The sequence below is a fragment of the Aeromonas sp. SCS5 genome (assembly GCF_001887375.1).
GTDB classification, from domain to species: Bacteria; Pseudomonadota; Gammaproteobacteria; order Enterobacterales; family Aeromonadaceae; genus Aeromonas; species Aeromonas jandaei.
In genome coordinates this window covers 68,836-88,011 of record NZ_LFCS01000003.1, presented here as the reverse complement: position 1 = coordinate 88,011, position 19,176 = coordinate 68,836, and the positions used below count along the sequence as shown (strand labels likewise).

The window sequence follows — 19,176 nt, the reverse complement described above, 5'->3', positions numbered from 1 at the left end:
CAGCCCTCGGGCTGCCGCTCTTTTTTATTGGCCGGGATCGCCGCGTCAAGACTCCAGTGCAGCAATCGCCTCTATCTCGATCTTCACATCCTTCGGCAGGCGGGCCACTTCCACGCAGGATCGCGCCGGATACATGGCATCGTGCTCGGTGAAGAAGTCGTTGTAGACCCGGTTGACCGCAGCAAAGTCGTTCAGATCGGAGACGAACACCGTGGTCTTGAAGATATTGCGCACCTCACCGCCTGCCGCCTCGACAATCGCCTTGACGTTTTGCAGGGAGCGCAGGGTTTGCGCTTCGATTCCCTCCGCAATATCGCCGGTCACCGGGTCCAGCGGGATCTGGCCGGAGGTGTAGAGGATGTTGCCAATCCGGCTGGCCTGCACATAGGGGCCGATGGCGCCCGGCGCCGCTTTGGTAGTGATAACCTGTCGCATCTGTTACTTCCTCGCGCTGACAAACAAAAAGTAGGCCCGGAGCAAGCCTGCTCACCCCGGGAATGAGAGTTACATCATGTTGGTGAAGGTTCTGGAGATGACGTCCTGCTGCTGCTCGCGGGTCAGGGCGTTGAAGCGCACCGCATAGCCGGAGACCCGGATGGTCAGGCTGGGGTACTTGTCCGGATTCTCGATGGCATCCAGCAGCATCTCGCGGTTCATCACGTTGACGTTGAGGTGCTGGCCTCCTTCCACATCCCGCTCATGATGGAAGTAGCCATCCATCAACCCCACCAGATTGTTCTCGCGATTGGCCGGCTCCTTGCCGAGCGCTCCCGGCACGATGGAGAAGGTGTAGGAGATCCCGTCCTTGGCATATTTGAACGGCAGTTTGGCCACCGAGGCGAGCGAAGCGACCGCCCCCTTGCGATCCCGACCGTGCATCGGGTTGGCCCCCGGTGCAAACGGGGCACCGGCGCGGCGGCCATCCGGGGTGTTGCCGGTCTTCTGGCCATACACCACGTTGGAGGTGATGGTCAGGATCGACTGGGTCGGCACCGCATTGCGGTAGGTCGGCAGCGCCTGGATCTTCTTCATGAAGCGCTCGACCAGATCGCAGGCGATGGAGTCGGCCCGCTCGTCGTTGTTGCCGTACTGGGGATACTCCCCCTCAATCACGAAATCGACCGCCAGCCCGTCAGCATCGCGCACCGGCTTGACCCGGGCGTACTTGATGGCCGCCAGTGAATCGACCGCTACCGACAGACCGGCAATGCCGCAGGCCATGGTGCGATAGACGTCGCGATCGTGCAGCGCCATCAGGGAGGCCTCGTAACTGTACTTGTCGTGCATGTAGTGAATAAGGTTGAGCGCGCTGATGTACTGCACCGCCAGCCAGTCCATAAAGCTGTCGAGGCTCGCCATGACAGTGGCGTAATCCAGCACCTCGTCCATGATGGGCGCCACTTTCGGGCCGACCTGGATCTTCAGCTTCTCGTCCACCCCGCCGTTGATGCAATAGAGCAGGGTTTTGGCGAGGTTGGCGCGGGCACCGAAGAACTGCATCTGCTTGCCGATCACCATGGGGCTCACGCAGCAGGCGATGGCGTAGTCATCGCTCTCGAAGTCGGTGCGCATCAGGTCATCGTTCTCATACTGCAGGGATGAGGTATCGATGGAGACGCGGGCCGCATAGGTCTTGAAGGCCCGCGGCAGCCCTTCCGCCCAGAGGATGGTGAGGTTGGGCTCGGGCGCCGGCCCCATGGTCTTGAGGGTGTGGAGGTAGCGGAAGGAGTTCTTGGTCACCAGAGTGCGACCATCCAGCCCCATGCCGCCGATCACCTCGGTCGCCCAAATGGGGTCGCCGGAGAAGAGGGAGTCAAACTCCGGAGTACGCAGGAAGCGTACCATGCGGATCTTCATGATGAAGTGATCGACCAGCTCCTGGGCATCCTGCTCGCTGATGAGCCCCGCCTTCAGATCGCGCTCGATATAGATGTCGAGGAAGGTGGCGGTACGACCGAGGGACATGGCGCCACCGTTTTGCGACTTCACCGCCGCCAGATAGGCAAAGTAGAGCCACTGCACTGCCTGCTGGGCTGTGCGTGCTGGCCCGGAGATGTCAAAGCCGTAGTTGGCCGCCATCTGCTTGATCTGCACCAGTGCCCGCTTGTGCTCGGCCAGCTCCTCGCGCTGGCGGATCACCTGCTCCAGCTGCTCTCCCCGCTCGAGAGCCGGTTGCAGATCGGCAAACTGCAGCTCCCGTTCACGGATTAGATAATCTATGCCATATAGCGCTACCCGACGATAATCTCCGATAATGCGACCACGGCCGTAACCATCCGGCAAACCGGTCAATACCCCTGACTTTCGGCAGCGCAACATCTCGGGAGAGTAGACGTCGAACACCCCCTGGTTATGGGTTTTGCGCAATTCGCTGAAGGTATATTCAAATTCGGGATCCATCTCTCGGCCATATGCTTCAAAAGAGCTGCGGATCATATTTACGCCACCAAACGGGTGCAGCGCTCTTTTAAGGGGCTTGTCGGTTTGCAGGCCAACGATTTTTTCCAGCCCCGGCTCGATATAACCCGGCCCGTGAGCGGTGATTGTGGTGGCAATATTGGTATCAAAATCAACAGGCGCGTGGGTGGCATTCTCGATGCGGATCCCCTCCATCACCTTGTTCCACAAGGTAGTGGTCGCTTCGGTCGCATCAGCTAAAAACTGTTCGTCACCTTCATAGGGGGTGTAGTTCTGCTGGATAAAATCACGGACGTTGATCTCGTGCTTCCAGTTCTCACCGGCAAACCCTTGCCATGCCTGACGGAATTTATCCTGATCCAATTGCATATCAACTTTCATCAAATAAACCTCATTCACTACTCATGACACTACAGTGGAAGATGTCAGACGCACTCGGCCTGACGAACCTGCTGCCCCAGACGAATGGCATCCAGCGCGATCATTTTCTCTTCATTGGTGGGAATAACCGCCGCCAGCACCATGGACTCTGCCGCCGAAATAACCCGGCAACCCTCGCTATTGGGACGCTGGTTAAACGGCTCGCTGATCGCTACGCCAAATACCTGAAGCCGTTCGCATACCAGCTTTCTGATAAAGGCCGAGTTCTCGCCGATCCCGCCGGTGAAAATAACGGCATCCAGCCGGCGCAATGAGGTGGCATGGCCGCCGATATGGCGGGCAATACGATGGACAAAAGCGTGAATGGCCAATTTTGCCCCGGGATGTCCTTCGTGGTAGGCCGCTTCCAATACCCGCATATCGGAGGAGAGCCCCGAAATACCCAGCAGGCCGGACTGCTTGTTCAATACCAGCTCGATATCCTCGATGGATTGCCCCGTCTTGCTGGCGATATAGGCCAGCGCGCCAAAATCGATATCACCGCTGCGGCTGCCCATGATCAGCCCCTCCAGCGGCGTCATCCCCATCGAGGTATCGACGCTCTTGCCATCCTGTACCGCACAAATAGAGGCGCCATTGCCCAGATGGGCGATGACCAAACCGGCATGCTGCTCATCCAGCCCCATGAATACGCAGGCCTGCTCGGCAACATAGCGATGGGAGGTGCCATGGAAGCCATAGCGGCGCACGCCGTAATCCTGCAGATATTGGTAAGGCAGCGCATAGATATAGGCTTCCGGCTTCAGGGTCTGGTGAAAGCCGGTATCAAATACCGCAATTTGGGGCTGGTCGGGAAATAGCTGGCGGGCGGCCATCACGCCGCTCAAATTGGCGTGGTTGTGCAGCGGGGCCAGTGGCGAGACCTGCCTTATTTTGGCCAGTACCCGCTCGTCAATGATGGCCGCTTCGCTGAACTCATTGCCGCCATGGGCAATGCGATGGCCCACCAGGGTGATAGCATCGAGCAAACCGCGCAGTTTCAGCGCTTCTGCAATCGCCGCCAGTGCACAGCTATGGTTGTTTTCCGGCAAGGGGGTGGCCGGGTTTTTATCAATTTTCAGCTGGGGATGTTCGGTCTCGATACCATCTGCCATGCCGGAGATCACCACCTCGCAGGTTTTACTATCCAGTACCGAGAATTTGACCGACGAAGAGCCGCAATTGATAACCAGAACCAACGAATCAAACTTCATTACATCGCCTCGATATTTATGATGTCGAGTCACTGCAGTCAGAACATATTTACCACTACTTGTGGTGGGCAAATAACGGATAGCCTTGCCCTGGGCCCAAATAAGTGGGCCAACCAAGTACCGGTTATTGCGCGCTTCTGACTGCGCCATGCAGACCCCGCCAAGGGGTCAGGGTCTGAATGGCTGATGACTTGCAGAAAAGGTTTTCAGAACAGCTTGGAAACAATATTCAGGATGGTCAGCACACCGATGATGGTGACAAACACGTTGCTGGCCTGGCCTTTATATTTGGCCAGCGCAGGTGTTTTGTTGACGGCATACATTGGCAGCAGACAGAGCAGGGAAGCGATGATCGGCGCCCCCATTGCCTCAATCAGGTCGAGGATGTTGGGGTTCACATAAGCGACCAGCCAGGTCGAGCCCATGATGAACAACATACTGACCATGTTGAGTTTTTTACTGGAAACCTTGCTCTTGTCGCCCTGGTATCCAAAGCGGAGGATGAGGCCGTTCAACCCTTCCAGCGTCCCCAGATAGTGGCCGAAGAAGGATTTGAAGATGGCAACCAGCGCAATGATGGAAGCGGCATACTCCAGGGTGGTGGCAAATGCAGACTTGCTGCCAGCCAGCGAGGAGAAGTGGTTGGCCAGATAGGAGAGCACCGGAATATTCTGGGCCTTGGCTTCCGCCATATTTTGCGGCGACAGGGTAAACAGGCAGCTGAAGGCAAAGAACATCACCACGGCCACCATCAGCATGCTGGCACCGGAGATAATCTTCGAGCAGCGCTTCTCGGTAAAATCACGACCGAACTCCTGCTCATACTCTTCCCGTTTGGAGACGATGAAAGAGGAGACAATCGGCGAGAAGTTGAAGGAGAAGACCATGATGGAGATCCCCAACCAGACGGTGACCAGAATACCGTCGTGACCAAACATGGATATTTCACTCAGGTTGACCTGATCAAAGACGGCACTGTTCCAGTAAGGAACGAGGGAGAGAGAGATAACCACCAGACTGGCGATGAAAGGAAATACCAGATAGCTCATCACGCGAACCATCAGATCCTTGCCGAAATAGATCACGAAGGCCATCAACAGCAGCAACCCAAGGGCGACAACACCCCGATTGAGCGGCGCCATTTGCAGTTGATGCTCCCAGAATGCCATGAAGGTATTGGTGATTGTCACACCATATATCCAAAGCAGTGGGCAGATGGCAAAGAAATAGAGGAAGGTAATTACCACCCCGCCCATTTTGCCAAAATGCTCTTCAACGGTCTCGGTGATATTTGCCGATGGATTGCTGCCAGAAAGACATAATCTTGCCAACGCCCTGTGGCAATAAAATGCAATAGGGTAAGCCAGCACCAACATGATTAATATTGGTATCAGGCCACCATATCCGGCCCGAATAGGGAAAAATAGAACACCTGCACCGATCGCTGTACCAAATAGACCGAGTCCCCAGGTTGTATCCGACTTACGCCATGCTTTAACACTCTCTTTACTGCTGCTAACGACACTATCCAATATCATGACTGTATTCCTTACAGGCTAAATTGACGGATATTGTTCTGTTCGATAATTTCGGCGATTCGGGTCAGGTCAATATTGCCACCCGAAATAATGCTGACGGTCTTTTTGCCTTCGACATAATGTTTCAGTTTGCCGCTCAGCAGCGCTGCCGAGGCCAGAGCTCCCGCCCCTTCGGTAATCACCTTGTTGCGCTGAATAAGGTCAACCATGCTGTGGCGAATATCATCTTCAGTGACCAGAACGATGTCATCGACCAGCTCTTTGACAATTTCATAGGTCAGGGTGCCGGGTCTTGCCACGTCACAGCCATCAGCCAGCGTGCTGCTGGTTCTGTGATTGGTAATGGTGCCTGCGTAGTATGAAGCCGCCATGCCGTGGACATTCTCCGACTGCACGCCAATCACCCGGATAGTCGGGTTGATGGATTTGATGGCCATGGCGACACCGGCAATCAGACCACCACCGCCAATCGGCACTATGATGTTGTCCACATCATAGAGATCCTCGATGATTTCCAGGCCAATGGTGCCCTGACCGGCAATCACTTTTGCATCGTCGAAGGGGGGGATAAATACGCGGCCTTCCATTTCCACGATTTCACTGACTTTGGCAATGGTGTCATTGAAACTATTGCCATGCAGAATAACTTCCGCCGAATAATCGCTGGTTGCAGCAATTTTTGATTTTGGTGCACAGCAAGGCATGACCACCTTGGCATCAATTCCCAGCATGGCACTGGACAAAGATACCCCCTGCGCGTGATTACCGGCAGAGCAGGCGACAACACCTTTTTGACGATCCTCCAGACTTAATGAACTGAGTTTGTTGAAGGCACCGCGAATTTTAAAAGAGCCTGTACGTTGCATGTTTTCAAGCTTGAGGTAAACCTCGCCATGGCAACGTTCGCTGATGTAGTTAGAGGGTAATTGCGCGGTCTTGTATATATGGTTGGTCAGTCTTTTTTTGGCTTCGGTAATATCATGAAGACCAATGGGCAGATTGCTATACATCTTCATCGCAAATCTCTTTTTATTTATTAATTTGTAGGGTTTTATTTCACTGGGCGAAGCGATACTAGGTTCTATCACTTGCAATTAATGTGAGCATAAACACAAAAAAATCTACAAAGAGACTGCGTTACGGTGAAATTATCAAAAAATGTGATGGCAGCAACACTTGAATCCAAATGGATTAAAAAAAGTAATCAGAGATTGGCGAACAATATAATTAACAACTCCAACACAAAGCCGCAAAGATTAGATTTTTCAGGGCAATTGCGTTGCTTTTTGCAACCGGCAATCAGTTGCTTGCCTGCCAGAACCGGGACAATAAAAAAGGGAGCCTGTGTGGCTCCCTCTCGACAACACCGGACCGATTACTCGGCTGCAGCATCATCTTTCTTGTACTTGGCAGCAGTCTCTTTGATCAGAGCCTGCAGCTCGCCAGCCTGGAACATCTCGATCATGATGTCGCAGCCACCAATCAGCTCGCCCTCAACCCACAGTTGCGGGAAGGTCGGCCAGTTGGCAAATTTCGGCAATTCAGCGCGGATATCCGGGTTTTGCAGGATATCAACATATGCAAACGGCTCACCGCAGGACATCAGCGCCTGGGAGGCCTGGGCAGAGAAGCCACAGCTGGGTAGCTTGGGAGAGCCCTTCATGTAGATGATGATGGGGTTGTCAGCCAGCTGCTGCTTGATCTTTTCGATAGTTTCCATAGATGCCTCACTAGAGCAATGATGGCGGCCATTCTACTGCAATCTGGCCCGATCACAACCGGACAAAGGGTAAGAACGGCACGAATCGCTGCCAGAATAGACAGATGATTGATCCTGATCATGGCGCCAATCAAGGGTTGTTAGCCCATCTTTGATACTGCTACAATCCCTTGGCTTTGGACTTTCCTGTCCCACCATTTTAAAAACAACTCTTTTCACATTGGAAAAGAGTACGCAATGTCTTGCAACCGTCGCGCTCGCACGGTCCAGCCAATGGAGAGTAGAAAATGGCATTCGAACTTCCCGCTCTGCCCTATGCAATCAATGCTCTGGAACCGCACATCTCCCAGGAGACCCTGGAATACCACCACGGCAAGCACCACAACACCTACGTGGTCAATCTGAACAATCTGGTGCCGGGTACCGAGTTTGAAGGCAAGTCTCTGGAAGAGATCATCAAGACCTCCACTGGTGGCGTCTTCAACAACGCAGCCCAGATCTGGAACCACACTTTCTACTGGCACTGCCTCTCCCCGAACGGCGGTGGCGAGCCGACTGGCGCACTGGCTGATGCCATCAACAAAGCATTCGGCTCCTTCGCCGAGTTCAAGGATGCCTTCACCAAGTCTGCCATCGGCAACTTCGGTTCAAGCTGGACCTGGCTGGTGAAGAAGGCTGACGGCTCTCTGGCCATCGTCAACACTTCCAACGCTGGCTGCCCGCTGACCGAAGCCGGTACTACCCCGCTGCTGACTGTTGACCTGTGGGAGCACGCCTACTACATCGACTTCCGCAACCTGCGTCCGAAGTACATGGAAACCTTCTGGGCTCTGGTTAACTGGGAATTCGTGGCCAAGAACCTGGCAGCCTGATAACGGCTCCTCTTCTTGCCAAAACGCCTCGCACCTGCGAGGCGTTTTTTATATCTGTGCTGTAGCACCGCAGAGATGGAAAAGGCGCCATAAGGCGCCTTTTCAAGGTCATCAGACAACCAGTCTACTGGTCATCTATCTCGTCCATATACTGGTCGAGATTGGCATCATCAGACTGCTCCTGCTTCGCCTCCTTGAGCTCGGCTTTCTTGCCCGTCACCTTGCTCTGGTTGTACTGCAGGTAGAAATCTTTGGTCAATGCATAAGGATCGAGCGAGTTGTCGATGATCCGTTCCTGATCGATCAGCTTGGAGCGGGAGCCAAGGCCATCGAGCGCCCAGTGCACCACTCGCAGTGGCAAGGTCAGCAAGGCATAGGGGAAGTAGATGGTATCGACCGTATCACCTACCAGCTTGCGGGTCGTGGTCGGGCCATAGACCGGCACCATCAGGTAGGCACCTTCGCCAATATCCGCCTTGCCCAGTACGGTATCCATCTCCAGCTTGTCGCGCTCAAGACCGGCATGTTTGGCTACATCGAAAATACCCAGCAGTCCGACCGTGGTGTTGAGGGTAAAACGACCCAGGTTGACCCCTGCCCCCTTCAAATCGCCGGTGATAAGGTGGTTGACCATGCTGCTCGGTTCGTTGAAGTTCTCCACCAGATTTTCGATGCCATCCTTCATCCCCTGCGGTACGTAACGGGCATAGCTGTGTACCACGGGCCGGGCGACATAGGGCTCCAGCACATCGTAGTTAACTGCCCACATGGCCCGGTTTGGCCCCTGGAAGGGGTCACGAGGATCTGCTGCTGTACTGGTCGCCCCCGGATGATTCATTCCAGGATTGAGATCAAGGCTCTCTGGCCCCGGTTTGGGTGGGCCACCGGCGCAGCCAGCCAGCAACAGGGCTGACAGCAAGGCCCCTGCACGAAGATACATATGGAAGTCCCGACGTTTTATTTTGATTTATCAGAAGTATAGATAACCCGGCCGCCCTCCGGTGGCCGGGTTATCAAAGGACATATTAGAGGGCGTGATCGATACGGATGTCAATCGGAGCGCTTGGAATATCTGCACTCTTGATCGGTGCTGATACCCCTTCAAAGGCCCCCTCCTTGTTCATGACATTGCCGCCACGGGAGAGACGAGCCTTGAATTGCAGCTCGGGATAGGAAGCCAGCTTGCTCCCTTCCATCATGGCATCGCCATCACCCAGCGAGAGCGTCACGGGCAGGGTGGGCCCTGCAATACGCTTGACGGCAATCGGCATGGGCGGCCCGTTGGGCACCACGGCAAACACGAAGAGATAGGCATCTTCCGGCATCTGAATGCCCGCCGCCAGCGAGATATGGAGCGGGAACTCACCCTGCTTCACCTCAAGCTGAGTTTGCTGGTTATCCCGAGCATCCACTGCGCCAGAAGGCGTCACTGCCATACCACGTTGCTTGAGCTGCGCCCTGGCATAATCCATGGAGCGCTCAACCATCACATAGCGGGGAGAGCCCTTCTCCATCAGCGGCAGCATCGCCTGCCAGCGAGCAAGGGCGGTCTGGAAGTCCTCTTTTTGCAGCGCCATGAACGCGTAGACAGAGCGCGCCTCGATGTTGCCCGGCTCCTGAGCGATGGCAGCCTGCAACAGGGCATCGGCTTGTGCCTCATCCCCCGTCATCATCAGCGCCTGTGCATAGGGAACTGCCACCAGCGATTTTTGCGGGGCCAGCTTGTAAGCTCGCTCCAGCGCATCGCTGGCCATCTCGGGATCGTTGCCATCCAGCGCCAGGCGCCCCAGCAGCAGCCAGCCACGGTAGTCGTTCGGTTCATCCTTGAGACGGGTGCGCAGCCCCAATGTAAAGTCGAGCAGATCCTGTTCGGTCACCTTGGCATCGCGCTCCACCAGAATACGGTTGCTCAGCTCGCCAAGACGGCTGTTGGCATCCTGCCAGCTGCTCACCTCTTGCCAGCTGCCCAGCTTGAAGTAGAGGCCCAGACTCACCACCACCAGCACCACAACACCCGGGATCCAGATCAGACTCTTGCCGCTGCGGGCGGTCTGCTCCACATCGGGAATGTCATCAAGCAGGCTGCGCTGCAACTCGATGAGCGAATCGGGCTCCTCGGCAAGCACACCCTGTTCGCGCTCCTCGCCGATCTCCAGCAGACGCTGGCGATAGAGCTGCTTGTTGAGGGCCGAACGGCTGATGCTCTGCTTGCCTTCACCACGCCACAACGGTACGACCAGCGCCAGACTCACCAATACCAGCAGGGCCGCAATCACAATCCAAAAAGCGGTCATTGTTTCTCTTCCTCTTTGAGCAGTTCGGCGAGCCGGCGCTGCTCCTCTTCGCTCAGGGCACTATCCACGGGCTTGGCTGCAGCCACTGGTCGCCGGCTGCGCATCACCACCACACCCAGGCCGATGACGATGACAAGCAGAGGACCAAGCCAGAGGATCAGGGTTGATGCCATCAACGGCGGGTTATAGAGGATAAAGTTGCCGTAGCGAGCCACCATGTAATCCACTATCTCATCCTTGTCCTTGCCCTGACGCACCATCTGGTAGGTCTTGTCGCGCAGATCCTTGGCCAGCCCGGCATTGGAGTCGGCAATATCCTGATTCTGACACTTGGGGCAACGCAGCTCCCTGGTCAGCTCCCGAAAGACCTGCTCCTGATTGTCGTTGTCGAAGGTATAGACATCGATGGCGGCCATAGCCGGCGCTTGTACCACCCATCCCAGCAACAGCAGCAGGGAAGCAATTAACACTCTCATCAGCACGCCCCTCACTTCATGGCATCAAAGATGGGTTTGAGGGTCGATGCCCAGTTTTCGGGGTTGATATCCCCGACGTGGCGATAACGGATGATCCCCTTGCTGTCGATGAAGAAGGTCTCCGGCGCGCCGTATACCCCCAAATCCAGCCCCAGCATGCCGTCCGGATCATAGAGATTGATCTGGTAGGGATTGCCCAGCTCCGCCAGCCACTTGATCGCCTTGTTGCGCTCATCCTTGTAGTTCATGCCGACGATGTAGATCCCCTGCCCCGCGAGCTCCTTGAGATAGGTGTGCTCGCCATAACAGGTCGGGCACCAGGTTGCCCAGACGTTGAGCAGCATGGGACGACCGGTCAGGATGCTGCGATCGTGCTGTTTGTTCAGATCGTAAATGTCCTGCAGGGTGAAGACAGGCACCTCTTTACCCACCATTACGGATTCGAGTTTGGTGGGGTCAGAATAAAGTCCCTTGAACAGAAAGACGGCGCCCAGCAGAAAGACGATAAAGGGAATTAAAAACAGCCAGGTCTTGCGAGTCATGCCTTGCTCTCCTCCTCACGACGGCCAAAACGGTAGCGCTTGTCCAGCATCGCCAGCACGCCGCCGATAGCCATTAAGACGCCGCCAAACCAGATCCAGCGCACGAAAGGCTTGTAGTAAATCCGCACCGCCCAGGCACCGTTGTCGAGCTGTTCGCCAAGGGCCGCGTAAAGGTCACGGGTAATACCGGCATCGATGGCCGCCTCGGTCATCGGCATCCGGGTCACCTTGTACATCCGCTTCTCCGGCTTGAGCAGGGCCACCTGCTTGCCATCCTTGTGCACTTCCAGCACGCCCTTGAAACCATCGTAGTTGGGGCCGTTCTTCTCCTTGATGCCGGTGAAGACAAACTCGTAATCGGCAAAATGGACTCGATCCCCCGCCTGCATCCGCAAATCTTTCTCGATGCTGTAGTTCTGGGTACAGGCGATGCCGATGATGCTGACTGCAAGTCCGACGTGACCCAGGATCATGGCCCAGTGGCTATTGCCCAGCTTGCGAACCCCGCTGGCAAAGCTGTGCTTGTGGGTAGCTCGCGCCCAGGTCTCCTGCGCACTGGTGACGATAATCCAGGCGCCAAGACCGATCCCCAATGCCGCCCACGGCTTGAATGTCTCGGCAAGGGTCAGCGGCAGCAGGAAGGCCGCAGCCAGACTCAGGAGCAGCGCAATCACGATCTTGCTCTTGAGCTCGCCCAGCTCCTGGCGGCGCCAGCGAAACAGCGGGCCAATCCCCAGCAGCAGGGCGAACGGAATGATGAGCCAGCTGTAGATGTGGTTGAAGAAGGGGGTACCGATGGAGATGCTGCCCAGTCCCAGCTCCTTGTGAACCAGCGGCAGCAGCGTGCCAAGCAGCACGGTCAACAGACCCGCTACCAGCATGATGTTGTTGCAAAGCAGCAGGGTCTCGCGGCTCCACAGCTCATGCTTGCCATGGCTCTTCACTTGCGAGCCCTTGAAGGCAAACAGCAGCAAGGATGAGCCGATTACCGCCAGCAGGAAGCCCAGAATGAACAAACCGCGGGTCGGGTCGGAGGCAAACGCATGCACCGACACCAGCACGCCGGAACGCACCAGGAAGGTACCAAGCAAGCTCAGGGAGAAAGCGGAAAGCGCCAGCAGCACGGTCCAGGCCTTGAAGGTGGCGCGCTTTTCACTCACCGCCAGCGAGTGCAGCAGGGCGGTCCCCGCCAGCCAGGGCATAAAGGAGGCGTTTTCTACCGGATCCCAGAACCACCAGCCACCCCAGCCGAGCTCGTAATAGGCCCACCAGGAGCCCAGCACGATCCCCAGCGTCAGGAAGACCCAGGCGGCCATGGTCCATGGACGGGACCAGCGCGCCCAGGTCGCATCGAGGCGACCGGTCATCAGGGACGCGATGGCAAAAGCAAAGGCAACCGAGAAGCCCACATACCCCATGTAGAGCATCGGCGGGTGGAAGATGAGACCCGGATCCTGCAACAACGGGTTGAGGTCGCGGCCATCTACCGGGAAGTAAGGCAAGGTGCGAATGAAGGGGTCGGAAGTAAACAGCACGAAGGCGGTAAAACCAACCGAGATGAGGCCCAGTACGCCGAGTACCCGCGCTACCGCGTCGAGAGGCAGACGACGGCTGAACATGGCGACGGCCGCAGTCCAGCCCCCCAGCGTCAGCACCCACAGCAGCAGAGAGCCCTCATGGGCCCCCCATACGGCAGAGATACGATAAGCGAGTGGCAGCAGGCTGTTGGAGTTGGTGGCCACATACTGCACGGTGAAGTCGTTATCGATAAATGCCCAGGTCAGGCAGAGGAACGACAGCAACAACAGCAGGAACTGGGCATAAGCAAGCGGACGGGCCGCCGACATCATGCCAAGGCGCCCCCAGCTGGCGCCAAGCAGCGGATAACTGCCCAGCAATATGGCGGTGGCAAAGGCCAGGATCAGTGCGAACTGTCCTAATTCCGGGATCATTGCTTGCTCCCCTTCAGCTGCGCCTCGGTATATTGCGGCTTGAAGTGCATGCCGTTGGTGGCATCGGCCACTTCCGGCGGCATGTATTTCTCATCGTGCTTGGCCAGCACCTCGAAGGCCTCGACTGTAGTGGCATCCTTCAGGGTGCCTTGTGCCACGATGCCCTGCCCTTCACGGAACAGATCCGGCAGGATGCCGTCATACTCCACCGTCACCAGATGACCGCCGTTATCCACCAGCTTGAAGGCAACCTTGAGGCTTTGTGGATCCCGTTGAACCGAGCCGGGCACAACCAGCCCACCGATGCGCAGACGCTGTCCCTCTTCCGGCTTGATCTTGTCCGGCCCCTTCCCTTCCACCAACTCGCTCGGCGTGTAGAAGAGATCGATGTTCTGACTCAGGGCATAGAGCACCAGCCCACAGACGGTCGCGAGCCCCAGCGTGATGGCCAGGATAATGGTGAGGCGTTTTTTACGTCTCGGATTCATAGGGTGTTCTCCATCTGCTGGGCTGCCTTGCGACGAGCCTCGCGTGCCTGCTTGCTGCGCAATTCGCCCAGCAGGCTGCGGGTTTTCATACGGGTGGAAATGACGATACCGATAAGGCAGATCAGCGTCAGGCCAAAGGAGAGCCAGACATAGAAGGCGTATCCGCCCATCGCCAGGAAGTCACTGAAAGAGGCAAAGTGCATGCTTACTTCTCCTGCTCGGCTATCTCTTTGACCCAGGGACGGTGCCACTCCCGCATCAAGAGCTCGTTTCTAAAGCGCATCAGGGTCAATGCCCCGAGGAAAGTGGCAAACGCCAGGATCATGACGAGCAACGGCCACAACATGTCGGAAGAGATGGAGGGCTTGGCAAACTTGGTGATGGTGGCCCCCTGATGCAGGGTGTTCCACCACTCCACCGAGTAGTGAATGATGGGCAGGTTGATCACCCCGACCAGCGCCAGAATGCCGGCCGCACGACCAGCCAGCACCTTGTCGCTAAAGGCGTTGTAGAGGGCGATGACGCCGAGGTAGAGGAACAGCAAAATCAGCTCGGAGGTGAGACGGGCATCCCACACCCACCAGGTTCCCCACATGGGCTTGCCCCAGGCCGCACCGGTAAAGAGAGCGATAAAGGTAAAGATGGCACCGACCGGAGCAATGGCGGCTACCGTCATGTCCGCCATCCGCAGCTGCCATACCAGTCCGATAAACGCAGCAATCGCCATGGTGGAGTAAGCCCCCATGGAGAGAATGGCGGCAGGAACATGGATATAGATGATCCGGAAGGAGTCACCCTGCTGATAATCTGCAGGGGCAAAGGCCAGCCCCCAGACAGAACCGATGATGAACGAAAGCAGACTAATCACTGCAAACCAGGGAAGCAGGGTACCAGCCAACTGATAAGCCCGCTCCGGTTTGGCATAAGGGTGCAACCATTTCCACATAGCTCACAAAACCTTTTTGTTATTAATCATTTGGCGAGGCCTACCATACCGACCGCAGGGCTGCATCAAATACCCCGAAAGCAATAAGCGGCGCTCTCCTTGATCCATCGCAACTTAATTTTTCCAACATTGCCCCATACGAGGCTTGTTACTCTTGCGCCAACACCATCAGTTGAGGCTGACTCGCAAAGCCGCCGACACCGCCAGCGGGGTCAACGTCAATGCCCCCACCAGCATGGCTGCCAGAATGGCAAGCTGACCCCCGTAAGGCAGCCCCATCCCGGCCGCATCGATTGCCGAGGTCGCAAAAATCAGTACCGGGATATAAAGCGGCAGGATCAACAGACTGAGCAATACCCCACCTTTACGCAGGCCAACTGTCAGGGCCACGCCGATGGCACCGAGCAGGCTCAATACCGGTGTCCCCAGCGCCAGTGTCGCCACCACCGCCAGATAACTCGGCATATCGAGGGAGAGCAGAATTGCGATAAGCGGCGAGATGAGCAACAGCGGCAAACCGGTCAGCAGCCAGTGAGCGACCACTTTCGCCAGCGCCAGCAGACCCAGAGGGTGAGGCATCAACATCATCTGCTCCAGCGAGCCATCACTGAAGTCATCGCGAAACAGCCGCTCCAGCGACAACATGGCCGCCAGCAAAGCGGCAACCCAGATGATACCGGGAGCGATACGAGCCAGCAGTTTCGGCTCTGGGCCTATACCCAGCGGGAAGAGCGTGATGACGATCAGGAAAAACCAGAGCGGGTTGAGAATATCGGAACGCTGGCGCAGCGCGATCAGCAGTTCACGTCGAATGAGATGGATGACAGCGCGCAGCATGGTGTCACTCCTGCATCATGGGGGTCAGTGACAGTGTCTTGAGGCGCCCCTGCATCAGGGTGAGATCCTGATGGGTAGTGAGGATCACCATGCCACCCCGATCGGCATGGGCAAGGAAGAGTTGCTCCAGCACCTTGACCCCCTGTTTATCGATAGCGGTGAAGGGCTCATCCAGGATCCAGAGCGAAGGCAGGTTGCAGAGCCACAAGCGGGCGAGAGCTACGCGTCGCTGCTGACCAGCTGAGAGCTGACCAGCGGGGTTATCCTCAAAACCGGCCAGACCAACTCGAGCCAAAATCTGCCACAAGTCGCTCTCAGTCTGCTCTGAATGATGAAGTTGCTGATAAAAAGTCAGATTTTCAAAGGGTGTCAGGGCTGCTTTTACCCCGGGTTGATGACCCAGATAGAGCAAACTGGCGTGATACTCGTCGCGGCCAGCGCGAATATTCTCCCCATTCCAGAGCACTTCACCAGAAAAGGGTTGCGAGAGGCCAGTCAGCAAACGCAGCAGACTGGTTTTGCCAACCCCGTTGGGGCCTTCTATTTGCACCAGATCGCCGGGTGAAACCGTAAAGGAGAGATGTTCAAACAGAGTGCGATCTTCACGCACGCAGCTCAGATTGTTGACTTGAAGCAGCATGAGGATGTTATCAAATAGAATTAAGCGGCCTGCATCTTAACACAGTATTGGGATACGTCGTTTCATAGATGCAACAATTGGCGCAAGTCGCGATGGGGATCGCGAAAAGAGGTAAAGGGGATGTCGATATGGCTCTGATCTGTTTCCGTCACTACATATAAAATAAAGGAAGGCATGAGCCTTCCTTCACTATCAAGAACGACCTTTTCGCAAGGATATCAAGAGTTCGGCTTCTGCCTTTGGCAACTCGCACTCGCTCATGACTTCATCCAGGTCGGCCCCCAATTCAACCATCTTGGCAGCACGGCTGTAGAGCCTGCGTTCTGGATCCTGCATGGTTAGCTCTTGCTGGCGATCGTTGATCTGTTGCATCGCCCCCTCCACAGCTTGCAGGCGTTGCCCCATACCAATGGCGCCGGTATGCAGCTCCATCATCTGTTTGCGCAAGCTTTCAAGTTGCCCCTGCAAGGTAGCTACGCTTGCCTCGGACTCCTGCTTGCTGCGCTTGCTTCTTGACCAGACATAAAAAGCAAACGCCAGTGCAATCAGGGACACCACCAAGGCAACTATCTCAATGATCAAAACATCACCTTATTGTTAGAGAGAACCAATTTCGTCCCACTCTTCATCAGAGAGCAACTTGTTCAGGTCAACCAGGATCAGCAGTTGACCATCGCGGTTGCTAACACCCTGGATGAACTTGGCGCTCTCTTCGGTACCCACTGCGGGAGCGGCATCGATCTCGGAGGAGCGCAGATAAACAACCTCGGCAACGCTATCAACCATGATGCCAATCACCTGCTTCTCGGCTTCGATGATGACGATGCGGGAGTTTTCACTCACATCACCGGAAGGCAGGCCGAAACGGGAACGGGTATCGATGACAGTCACCACATTACCACGCAAGTTGATGATCCCGAGTACATATTCGGGAGCACCCGGCACAGGCGCGATTTCGGTGTAGCGCAATACCTCCTGCACCTGCATCACGTTGATGCCATAGGTCTCATTTTCCAGTTGGAAGGTTACCCATTGCAGCACTTCATCTTCAGCCAGATTCTGTGCAATATTGCGCTTTTCTGTCATGTTTTTATTCCTTTTATGAAAACGTCTACTGCTAAAACTAGCAATAAAACAGCTCGATTGCAGAAGTTATCAGCGACCTTCTATGTTGACCCCACGCTCCAATAAAAGGAGCAATTCCCGAACATGCAACAGGGCGCACATTTTTTCTTTAACCATGCCCGCGAGCCAAGGGCGCTTGCCCTCTTGGTGGCGCCACTTGACCTGATCGCGGTGCAACAATTCAGTTCCTTTGAGGTGATGACATGCCAGTCCCCAAGGTGACTCTCCAAGCATAATCAGATATTTGTAAGGATCCATCTCCAAATGCTGCCCAGGCATCACCCACTGGGCGGTATCCACTACATTCATTTTTTGCTCGCGAGAAGTCATGATCCCCTTATACCAACCTGGCTGACCAAAAAGAGAGGTCACCTCTCCCAGCTGATGAATCCCGCCAAGATCGGTCAAGGGCACCGCAAACGTCACGCCAGACACTTCAAAGAAGAGAGCCTGGAACTCCTTGCCCGTCTCGATATTTTCCCAACTGACGGGAGACTCTGCTACTTCCGGTGCAACTTCTACCGCCGTCTCGGTTACGACCGTCGTAATCGGTTCTGCAATCTCAGGGCTCAATACCTCAGCAGGCCACTCAGGCTCTACTGGCGACAGAGACTCTTCAGCCACAATTTGCAGTGGCTCTGACACTGTTAGCTCATTGGTAAACGCGTCATTCTCAAATTGCACCTGCCCCACTTGAGCCAGCAATTCACTCAGTTGGGTAAGACGCGGGTCACTCTCCATGTAGGGAGGAGCAACTACCTCCGGCACACTTTGAGGTTGCCGCTGCAACTGCACTACTGGCGCAGCAGGAGCCTCTTCGATTTCATCAAGCCCTGACGGGTCATCAAGGAGCAGCGAATGGAAATAATCATCCATTGCCCGAACTTGAATGGTATCTCTCATGCCGTCACCTCATGAGTCCGCTGCCGCTCAAGCGCGTCAAGATATTTGAGCAGAGTTTCGTAGGCATAGGTTCCACGACTCCCGGGTGAATAAATGGAGGGGGGAATATGCAGCAAACTGGCGTCTCGGAATTTGGTATCGATAGGGATCACCGCGTTCCACACCGCATCACCGTACTGTTCCTTGATGGATTTCAACGTCATCAACGATGCTCGGGTACGCTTGTCAAACATGGTCGGAATAACGGTAAAACGAAATTTATCCCGTTTTGAGCGCTGCATGATTTCAAACGTCTTCATCATCCGCTCCAGCCCTTTCAGCGCTAGGAATTCGGTCTGTACGGGCACCAAGATGCGGTCACATGCAGCAAGCGCATTGACCATCATCACTCCCAATACTGGTGGACAGTCAATGAGCACGTAGTCGTACTGATCCTGAATACGCAGCAACGCGCGTTTGAGCACCAGCCCCATCCCTTCCCGGTTCCCCATGACCCGATCGAGCGTAGCCAGCGTGATAGATGCAGGCAGCAGATTGATATTGTCGAACTTGGTTTTGAGCGTCAGTTTATTGACAAGCTCGGTGGTCGGCTTGACTGCTTGAAAAAGCTCATAGAGCGTGCCATCAAGACGATCCGAATCGTAATCGAGATAAGCGGTCAACGAGGCATGCGGATCCGTATCAATCAGCAGCACTCGTTGGCCACGCTGAGCCAGGATCCCGGCGAGAGAGACCACTGTGGTGGTTTTCCCGACACCGCCTTTCTGGTTGGCAACCGTCCAAACAATCAC

Annotated in this window: 21 protein-coding genes; 1 reads left to right on the top strand and 20 read right to left on the bottom strand. The window is 55.7% G+C overall.

Features of this window, described 5'->3' with window-relative positions:
- Window positions 1–45 precede the first annotated feature (45 nt).
- The 6 genes from BS300_RS03465 to BS300_RS03440 form a co-directional block, all read right to left on the bottom strand.
- The gene (locus tag BS300_RS03465; RefSeq protein WP_071910800.1) at window positions 46–435 is read right to left on the bottom strand and encodes a RidA family protein; all 390 of its coding nucleotides are present in this window, start codon (window positions 433–435) and stop codon (window positions 46–48) included.
- Window positions 436–504: 69 nt separating this feature from the next.
- On the bottom strand, window positions 505–2,799 hold the full coding sequence (gene pflB, locus BS300_RS03460; RefSeq protein WP_071910798.1) for a formate C-acetyltransferase: 2,295 nt from the start codon (window positions 2,797–2,799) through the stop codon (window positions 505–507).
- 44 nt (window positions 2,800–2,843) lie between these two features.
- Window positions 2,844–4,052 (bottom strand): propionate kinase, encoded by a 1,209-nt coding sequence (gene tdcD, locus BS300_RS03455; protein ID WP_071910796.1) that lies wholly within the window; start codon window positions 4,050–4,052, stop codon window positions 2,844–2,846.
- Between the two features lie 206 nt (window positions 4,053–4,258).
- Complete coding sequence (gene tdcC, locus BS300_RS03450; RefSeq protein ID WP_041208894.1) at window positions 4,259–5,590, bottom strand: threonine/serine transporter TdcC; 1,332 nt, start codon at window positions 5,588–5,590, stop codon at window positions 4,259–4,261.
- Window positions 5,591–5,601: 11 nt separating this feature from the next.
- Complete coding sequence (gene tdcB, locus BS300_RS03445) at window positions 5,602–6,606, bottom strand: bifunctional threonine ammonia-lyase/L-serine ammonia-lyase TdcB (RefSeq protein WP_041208895.1); 1,005 nt, start codon at window positions 6,604–6,606, stop codon at window positions 5,602–5,604.
- A 359-nt stretch (window positions 6,607–6,965) separates the two neighbouring features.
- Window positions 6,966–7,310, bottom strand: a complete 345-nt coding sequence (locus BS300_RS03440; RefSeq protein WP_005353650.1) for a Grx4 family monothiol glutaredoxin — start codon at window positions 7,308–7,310, stop codon at window positions 6,966–6,968.
- A 287-nt stretch (window positions 7,311–7,597) separates the two neighbouring features.
- Here BS300_RS03440 and sodB point away from each other — a divergent pair, with 287 nt between their 5' ends.
- Window positions 7,598–8,182 (top strand): superoxide dismutase [Fe], encoded by a 585-nt coding sequence (gene sodB / locus BS300_RS03435; protein ID WP_005331469.1) that lies wholly within the window; start codon window positions 7,598–7,600, stop codon window positions 8,180–8,182.
- 124 nt (window positions 8,183–8,306) lie between these two features.
- Here sodB and BS300_RS03430 read toward each other — a convergent pair whose 3' ends face one another.
- From BS300_RS03430 to BS300_RS03365, 14 genes are all read right to left on the bottom strand, one after another.
- Window positions 8,307–9,122: a VacJ family lipoprotein gene (locus tag BS300_RS03430; RefSeq protein WP_071910794.1), complete on the bottom strand. Its 816-nt coding sequence runs from the start codon at window positions 9,120–9,122 to the stop codon at window positions 8,307–8,309.
- Between the two features lie 85 nt (window positions 9,123–9,207).
- The gene (ccmI, locus tag BS300_RS03425; RefSeq protein WP_071910792.1) at window positions 9,208–10,476 is read right to left on the bottom strand and encodes a c-type cytochrome biogenesis protein CcmI; all 1,269 of its coding nucleotides are present in this window, start codon (window positions 10,474–10,476) and stop codon (window positions 9,208–9,210) included.
- The gene (locus tag BS300_RS03420; RefSeq protein WP_071911337.1) at window positions 10,473–10,952 is read right to left on the bottom strand and encodes a cytochrome c-type biogenesis protein; all 480 of its coding nucleotides are present in this window, start codon (window positions 10,950–10,952) and stop codon (window positions 10,473–10,475) included. The genes ccmI and BS300_RS03420 overlap by 4 nt, the downstream gene beginning before the upstream one ends.
- Before the next feature lie 11 nt (window positions 10,953–10,963).
- Window positions 10,964–11,494: a DsbE family thiol:disulfide interchange protein gene (locus BS300_RS03415; RefSeq protein ID WP_071910790.1), complete on the bottom strand. Its 531-nt coding sequence runs from the start codon at window positions 11,492–11,494 to the stop codon at window positions 10,964–10,966.
- Window positions 11,491–13,446: a heme lyase CcmF/NrfE family subunit gene (locus BS300_RS03410; protein ID WP_071910787.1), complete on the bottom strand. Its 1,956-nt coding sequence runs from the start codon at window positions 13,444–13,446 to the stop codon at window positions 11,491–11,493. Before BS300_RS03410 ends, BS300_RS03415 begins: the two co-directional genes overlap by 4 nt.
- Window positions 13,443–13,934 (bottom strand): cytochrome c maturation protein CcmE, encoded by a 492-nt coding sequence (ccmE, locus tag BS300_RS03405; protein ID WP_033114435.1) that lies wholly within the window; start codon window positions 13,932–13,934, stop codon window positions 13,443–13,445. The genes BS300_RS03410 and ccmE overlap by 4 nt, the downstream gene beginning before the upstream one ends.
- Window positions 13,931–14,137: a heme exporter protein CcmD gene (ccmD, locus tag BS300_RS03400; protein ID WP_071910785.1), complete on the bottom strand. Its 207-nt coding sequence runs from the start codon at window positions 14,135–14,137 to the stop codon at window positions 13,931–13,933. The genes ccmE and ccmD overlap by 4 nt, the downstream gene beginning before the upstream one ends.
- A gap of 2 nt (window positions 14,138–14,139) precedes the next feature.
- Complete coding sequence (locus BS300_RS03395; protein ID WP_041208901.1) at window positions 14,140–14,880, bottom strand: heme ABC transporter permease; 741 nt, start codon at window positions 14,878–14,880, stop codon at window positions 14,140–14,142.
- 168 nt (window positions 14,881–15,048) lie between these two features.
- Window positions 15,049–15,717 carry a heme exporter protein CcmB gene (ccmB, locus tag BS300_RS03390; protein WP_071910783.1) on the bottom strand — a complete coding sequence of 223 codons (669 nt, stop codon included), beginning with the start codon at window positions 15,715–15,717 and terminating at the stop codon, window positions 15,049–15,051.
- 4 nt (window positions 15,718–15,721) lie between these two features.
- On the bottom strand, window positions 15,722–16,357 hold the full coding sequence (ccmA, locus tag BS300_RS03385; protein ID WP_071910781.1) for a cytochrome c biogenesis heme-transporting ATPase CcmA: 636 nt from the start codon (window positions 16,355–16,357) through the stop codon (window positions 15,722–15,724).
- 192 nt (window positions 16,358–16,549) lie between these two features.
- Complete coding sequence (locus tag BS300_RS03380; protein WP_104014990.1) at window positions 16,550–16,936, bottom strand: DUF2802 domain-containing protein; 387 nt, start codon at window positions 16,934–16,936, stop codon at window positions 16,550–16,552.
- Between the two features lie 18 nt (window positions 16,937–16,954).
- Window positions 16,955–17,443, bottom strand: a complete 489-nt coding sequence (locus tag BS300_RS03375; protein WP_033114441.1) for a chemotaxis protein CheW — start codon at window positions 17,441–17,443, stop codon at window positions 16,955–16,957.
- Window positions 17,444–17,512: 69 nt separating this feature from the next.
- Window positions 17,513–18,385 (bottom strand): chemotaxis protein CheW, encoded by an 873-nt coding sequence (locus tag BS300_RS03370; RefSeq protein WP_042031556.1) that lies wholly within the window; start codon window positions 18,383–18,385, stop codon window positions 17,513–17,515.
- Window positions 18,382–19,176: a ParA family protein gene (locus tag BS300_RS03365; protein WP_033114443.1), complete on the bottom strand. Its 795-nt coding sequence runs from the start codon at window positions 19,174–19,176 to the stop codon at window positions 18,382–18,384. Before BS300_RS03365 ends, BS300_RS03370 begins: the two co-directional genes overlap by 4 nt.

Bases quoted from the DNA above. Each gene is read 5' to 3' on its own strand.
- BS300_RS03465 (WP_071910800.1), bottom strand. From the start codon at position 435: ATGCGACAGGTTATCACTACCAAAGCGGCGCCGGGCGCCATCGGCCCC.
- pflB (WP_071910798.1), bottom strand. From the start codon at position 2,799: ATGAAAGTTGATATGCAATTGGATCAGGATAAATTCCGTCAGGCATGG.
- tdcD (WP_071910796.1), bottom strand. From the start codon at position 4,052: ATGAAGTTTGATTCGTTGGTTCTGGTTATCAATTGCGGCTCTTCGTCG.
- tdcC (WP_041208894.1), bottom strand. From the start codon at position 5,590: ATGATATTGGATAGTGTCGTTAGCAGCAGTAAAGAGAGTGTTAAAGCA.
- tdcB (WP_041208895.1), bottom strand. From the start codon at position 6,606: ATGAAGATGTATAGCAATCTGCCCATTGGTCTTCATGATATTACCGAA.
- BS300_RS03440 (WP_005353650.1), bottom strand. From the start codon at position 7,310: ATGGAAACTATCGAAAAGATCAAGCAGCAGCTGGCTGACAACCCCATC.
- sodB (WP_005331469.1), top strand. From the start codon at position 7,598: ATGGCATTCGAACTTCCCGCTCTGCCCTATGCAATCAATGCTCTGGAA.
- BS300_RS03430 (WP_071910794.1), bottom strand. From the start codon at position 9,122: ATGTATCTTCGTGCAGGGGCCTTGCTGTCAGCCCTGTTGCTGGCTGGC.
- ccmI (WP_071910792.1), bottom strand. From the start codon at position 10,476: ATGACCGCTTTTTGGATTGTGATTGCGGCCCTGCTGGTATTGGTGAGT.
- BS300_RS03420 (WP_071911337.1), bottom strand. From the start codon at position 10,952: ATGAGAGTGTTAATTGCTTCCCTGCTGCTGTTGCTGGGATGGGTGGTA.
- BS300_RS03415 (WP_071910790.1), bottom strand. From the start codon at position 11,494: ATGACTCGCAAGACCTGGCTGTTTTTAATTCCCTTTATCGTCTTTCTG.
- BS300_RS03410 (WP_071910787.1), bottom strand. From the start codon at position 13,446: ATGATCCCGGAATTAGGACAGTTCGCACTGATCCTGGCCTTTGCCACC.
- ccmE (WP_033114435.1), bottom strand. From the start codon at position 13,934: ATGAATCCGAGACGTAAAAAACGCCTCACCATTATCCTGGCCATCACG.
- ccmD (WP_071910785.1), bottom strand. From the start codon at position 14,137: ATGCACTTTGCCTCTTTCAGTGACTTCCTGGCGATGGGCGGATACGCC.
- BS300_RS03395 (WP_041208901.1), bottom strand. From the start codon at position 14,880: ATGTGGAAATGGTTGCACCCTTATGCCAAACCGGAGCGGGCTTATCAG.
- ccmB (WP_071910783.1), bottom strand. From the start codon at position 15,717: ATGCTGCGCGCTGTCATCCATCTCATTCGACGTGAACTGCTGATCGCG.
- ccmA (WP_071910781.1), bottom strand. From the start codon at position 16,357: ATGCTGCTTCAAGTCAACAATCTGAGCTGCGTGCGTGAAGATCGCACT.
- BS300_RS03375 (WP_033114441.1), bottom strand. From the start codon at position 17,443: ATGACAGAAAAGCGCAATATTGCACAGAATCTGGCTGAAGATGAAGTG.
- BS300_RS03370 (WP_042031556.1), bottom strand. From the start codon at position 18,385: ATGAGAGATACCATTCAAGTTCGGGCAATGGATGATTATTTCCATTCG.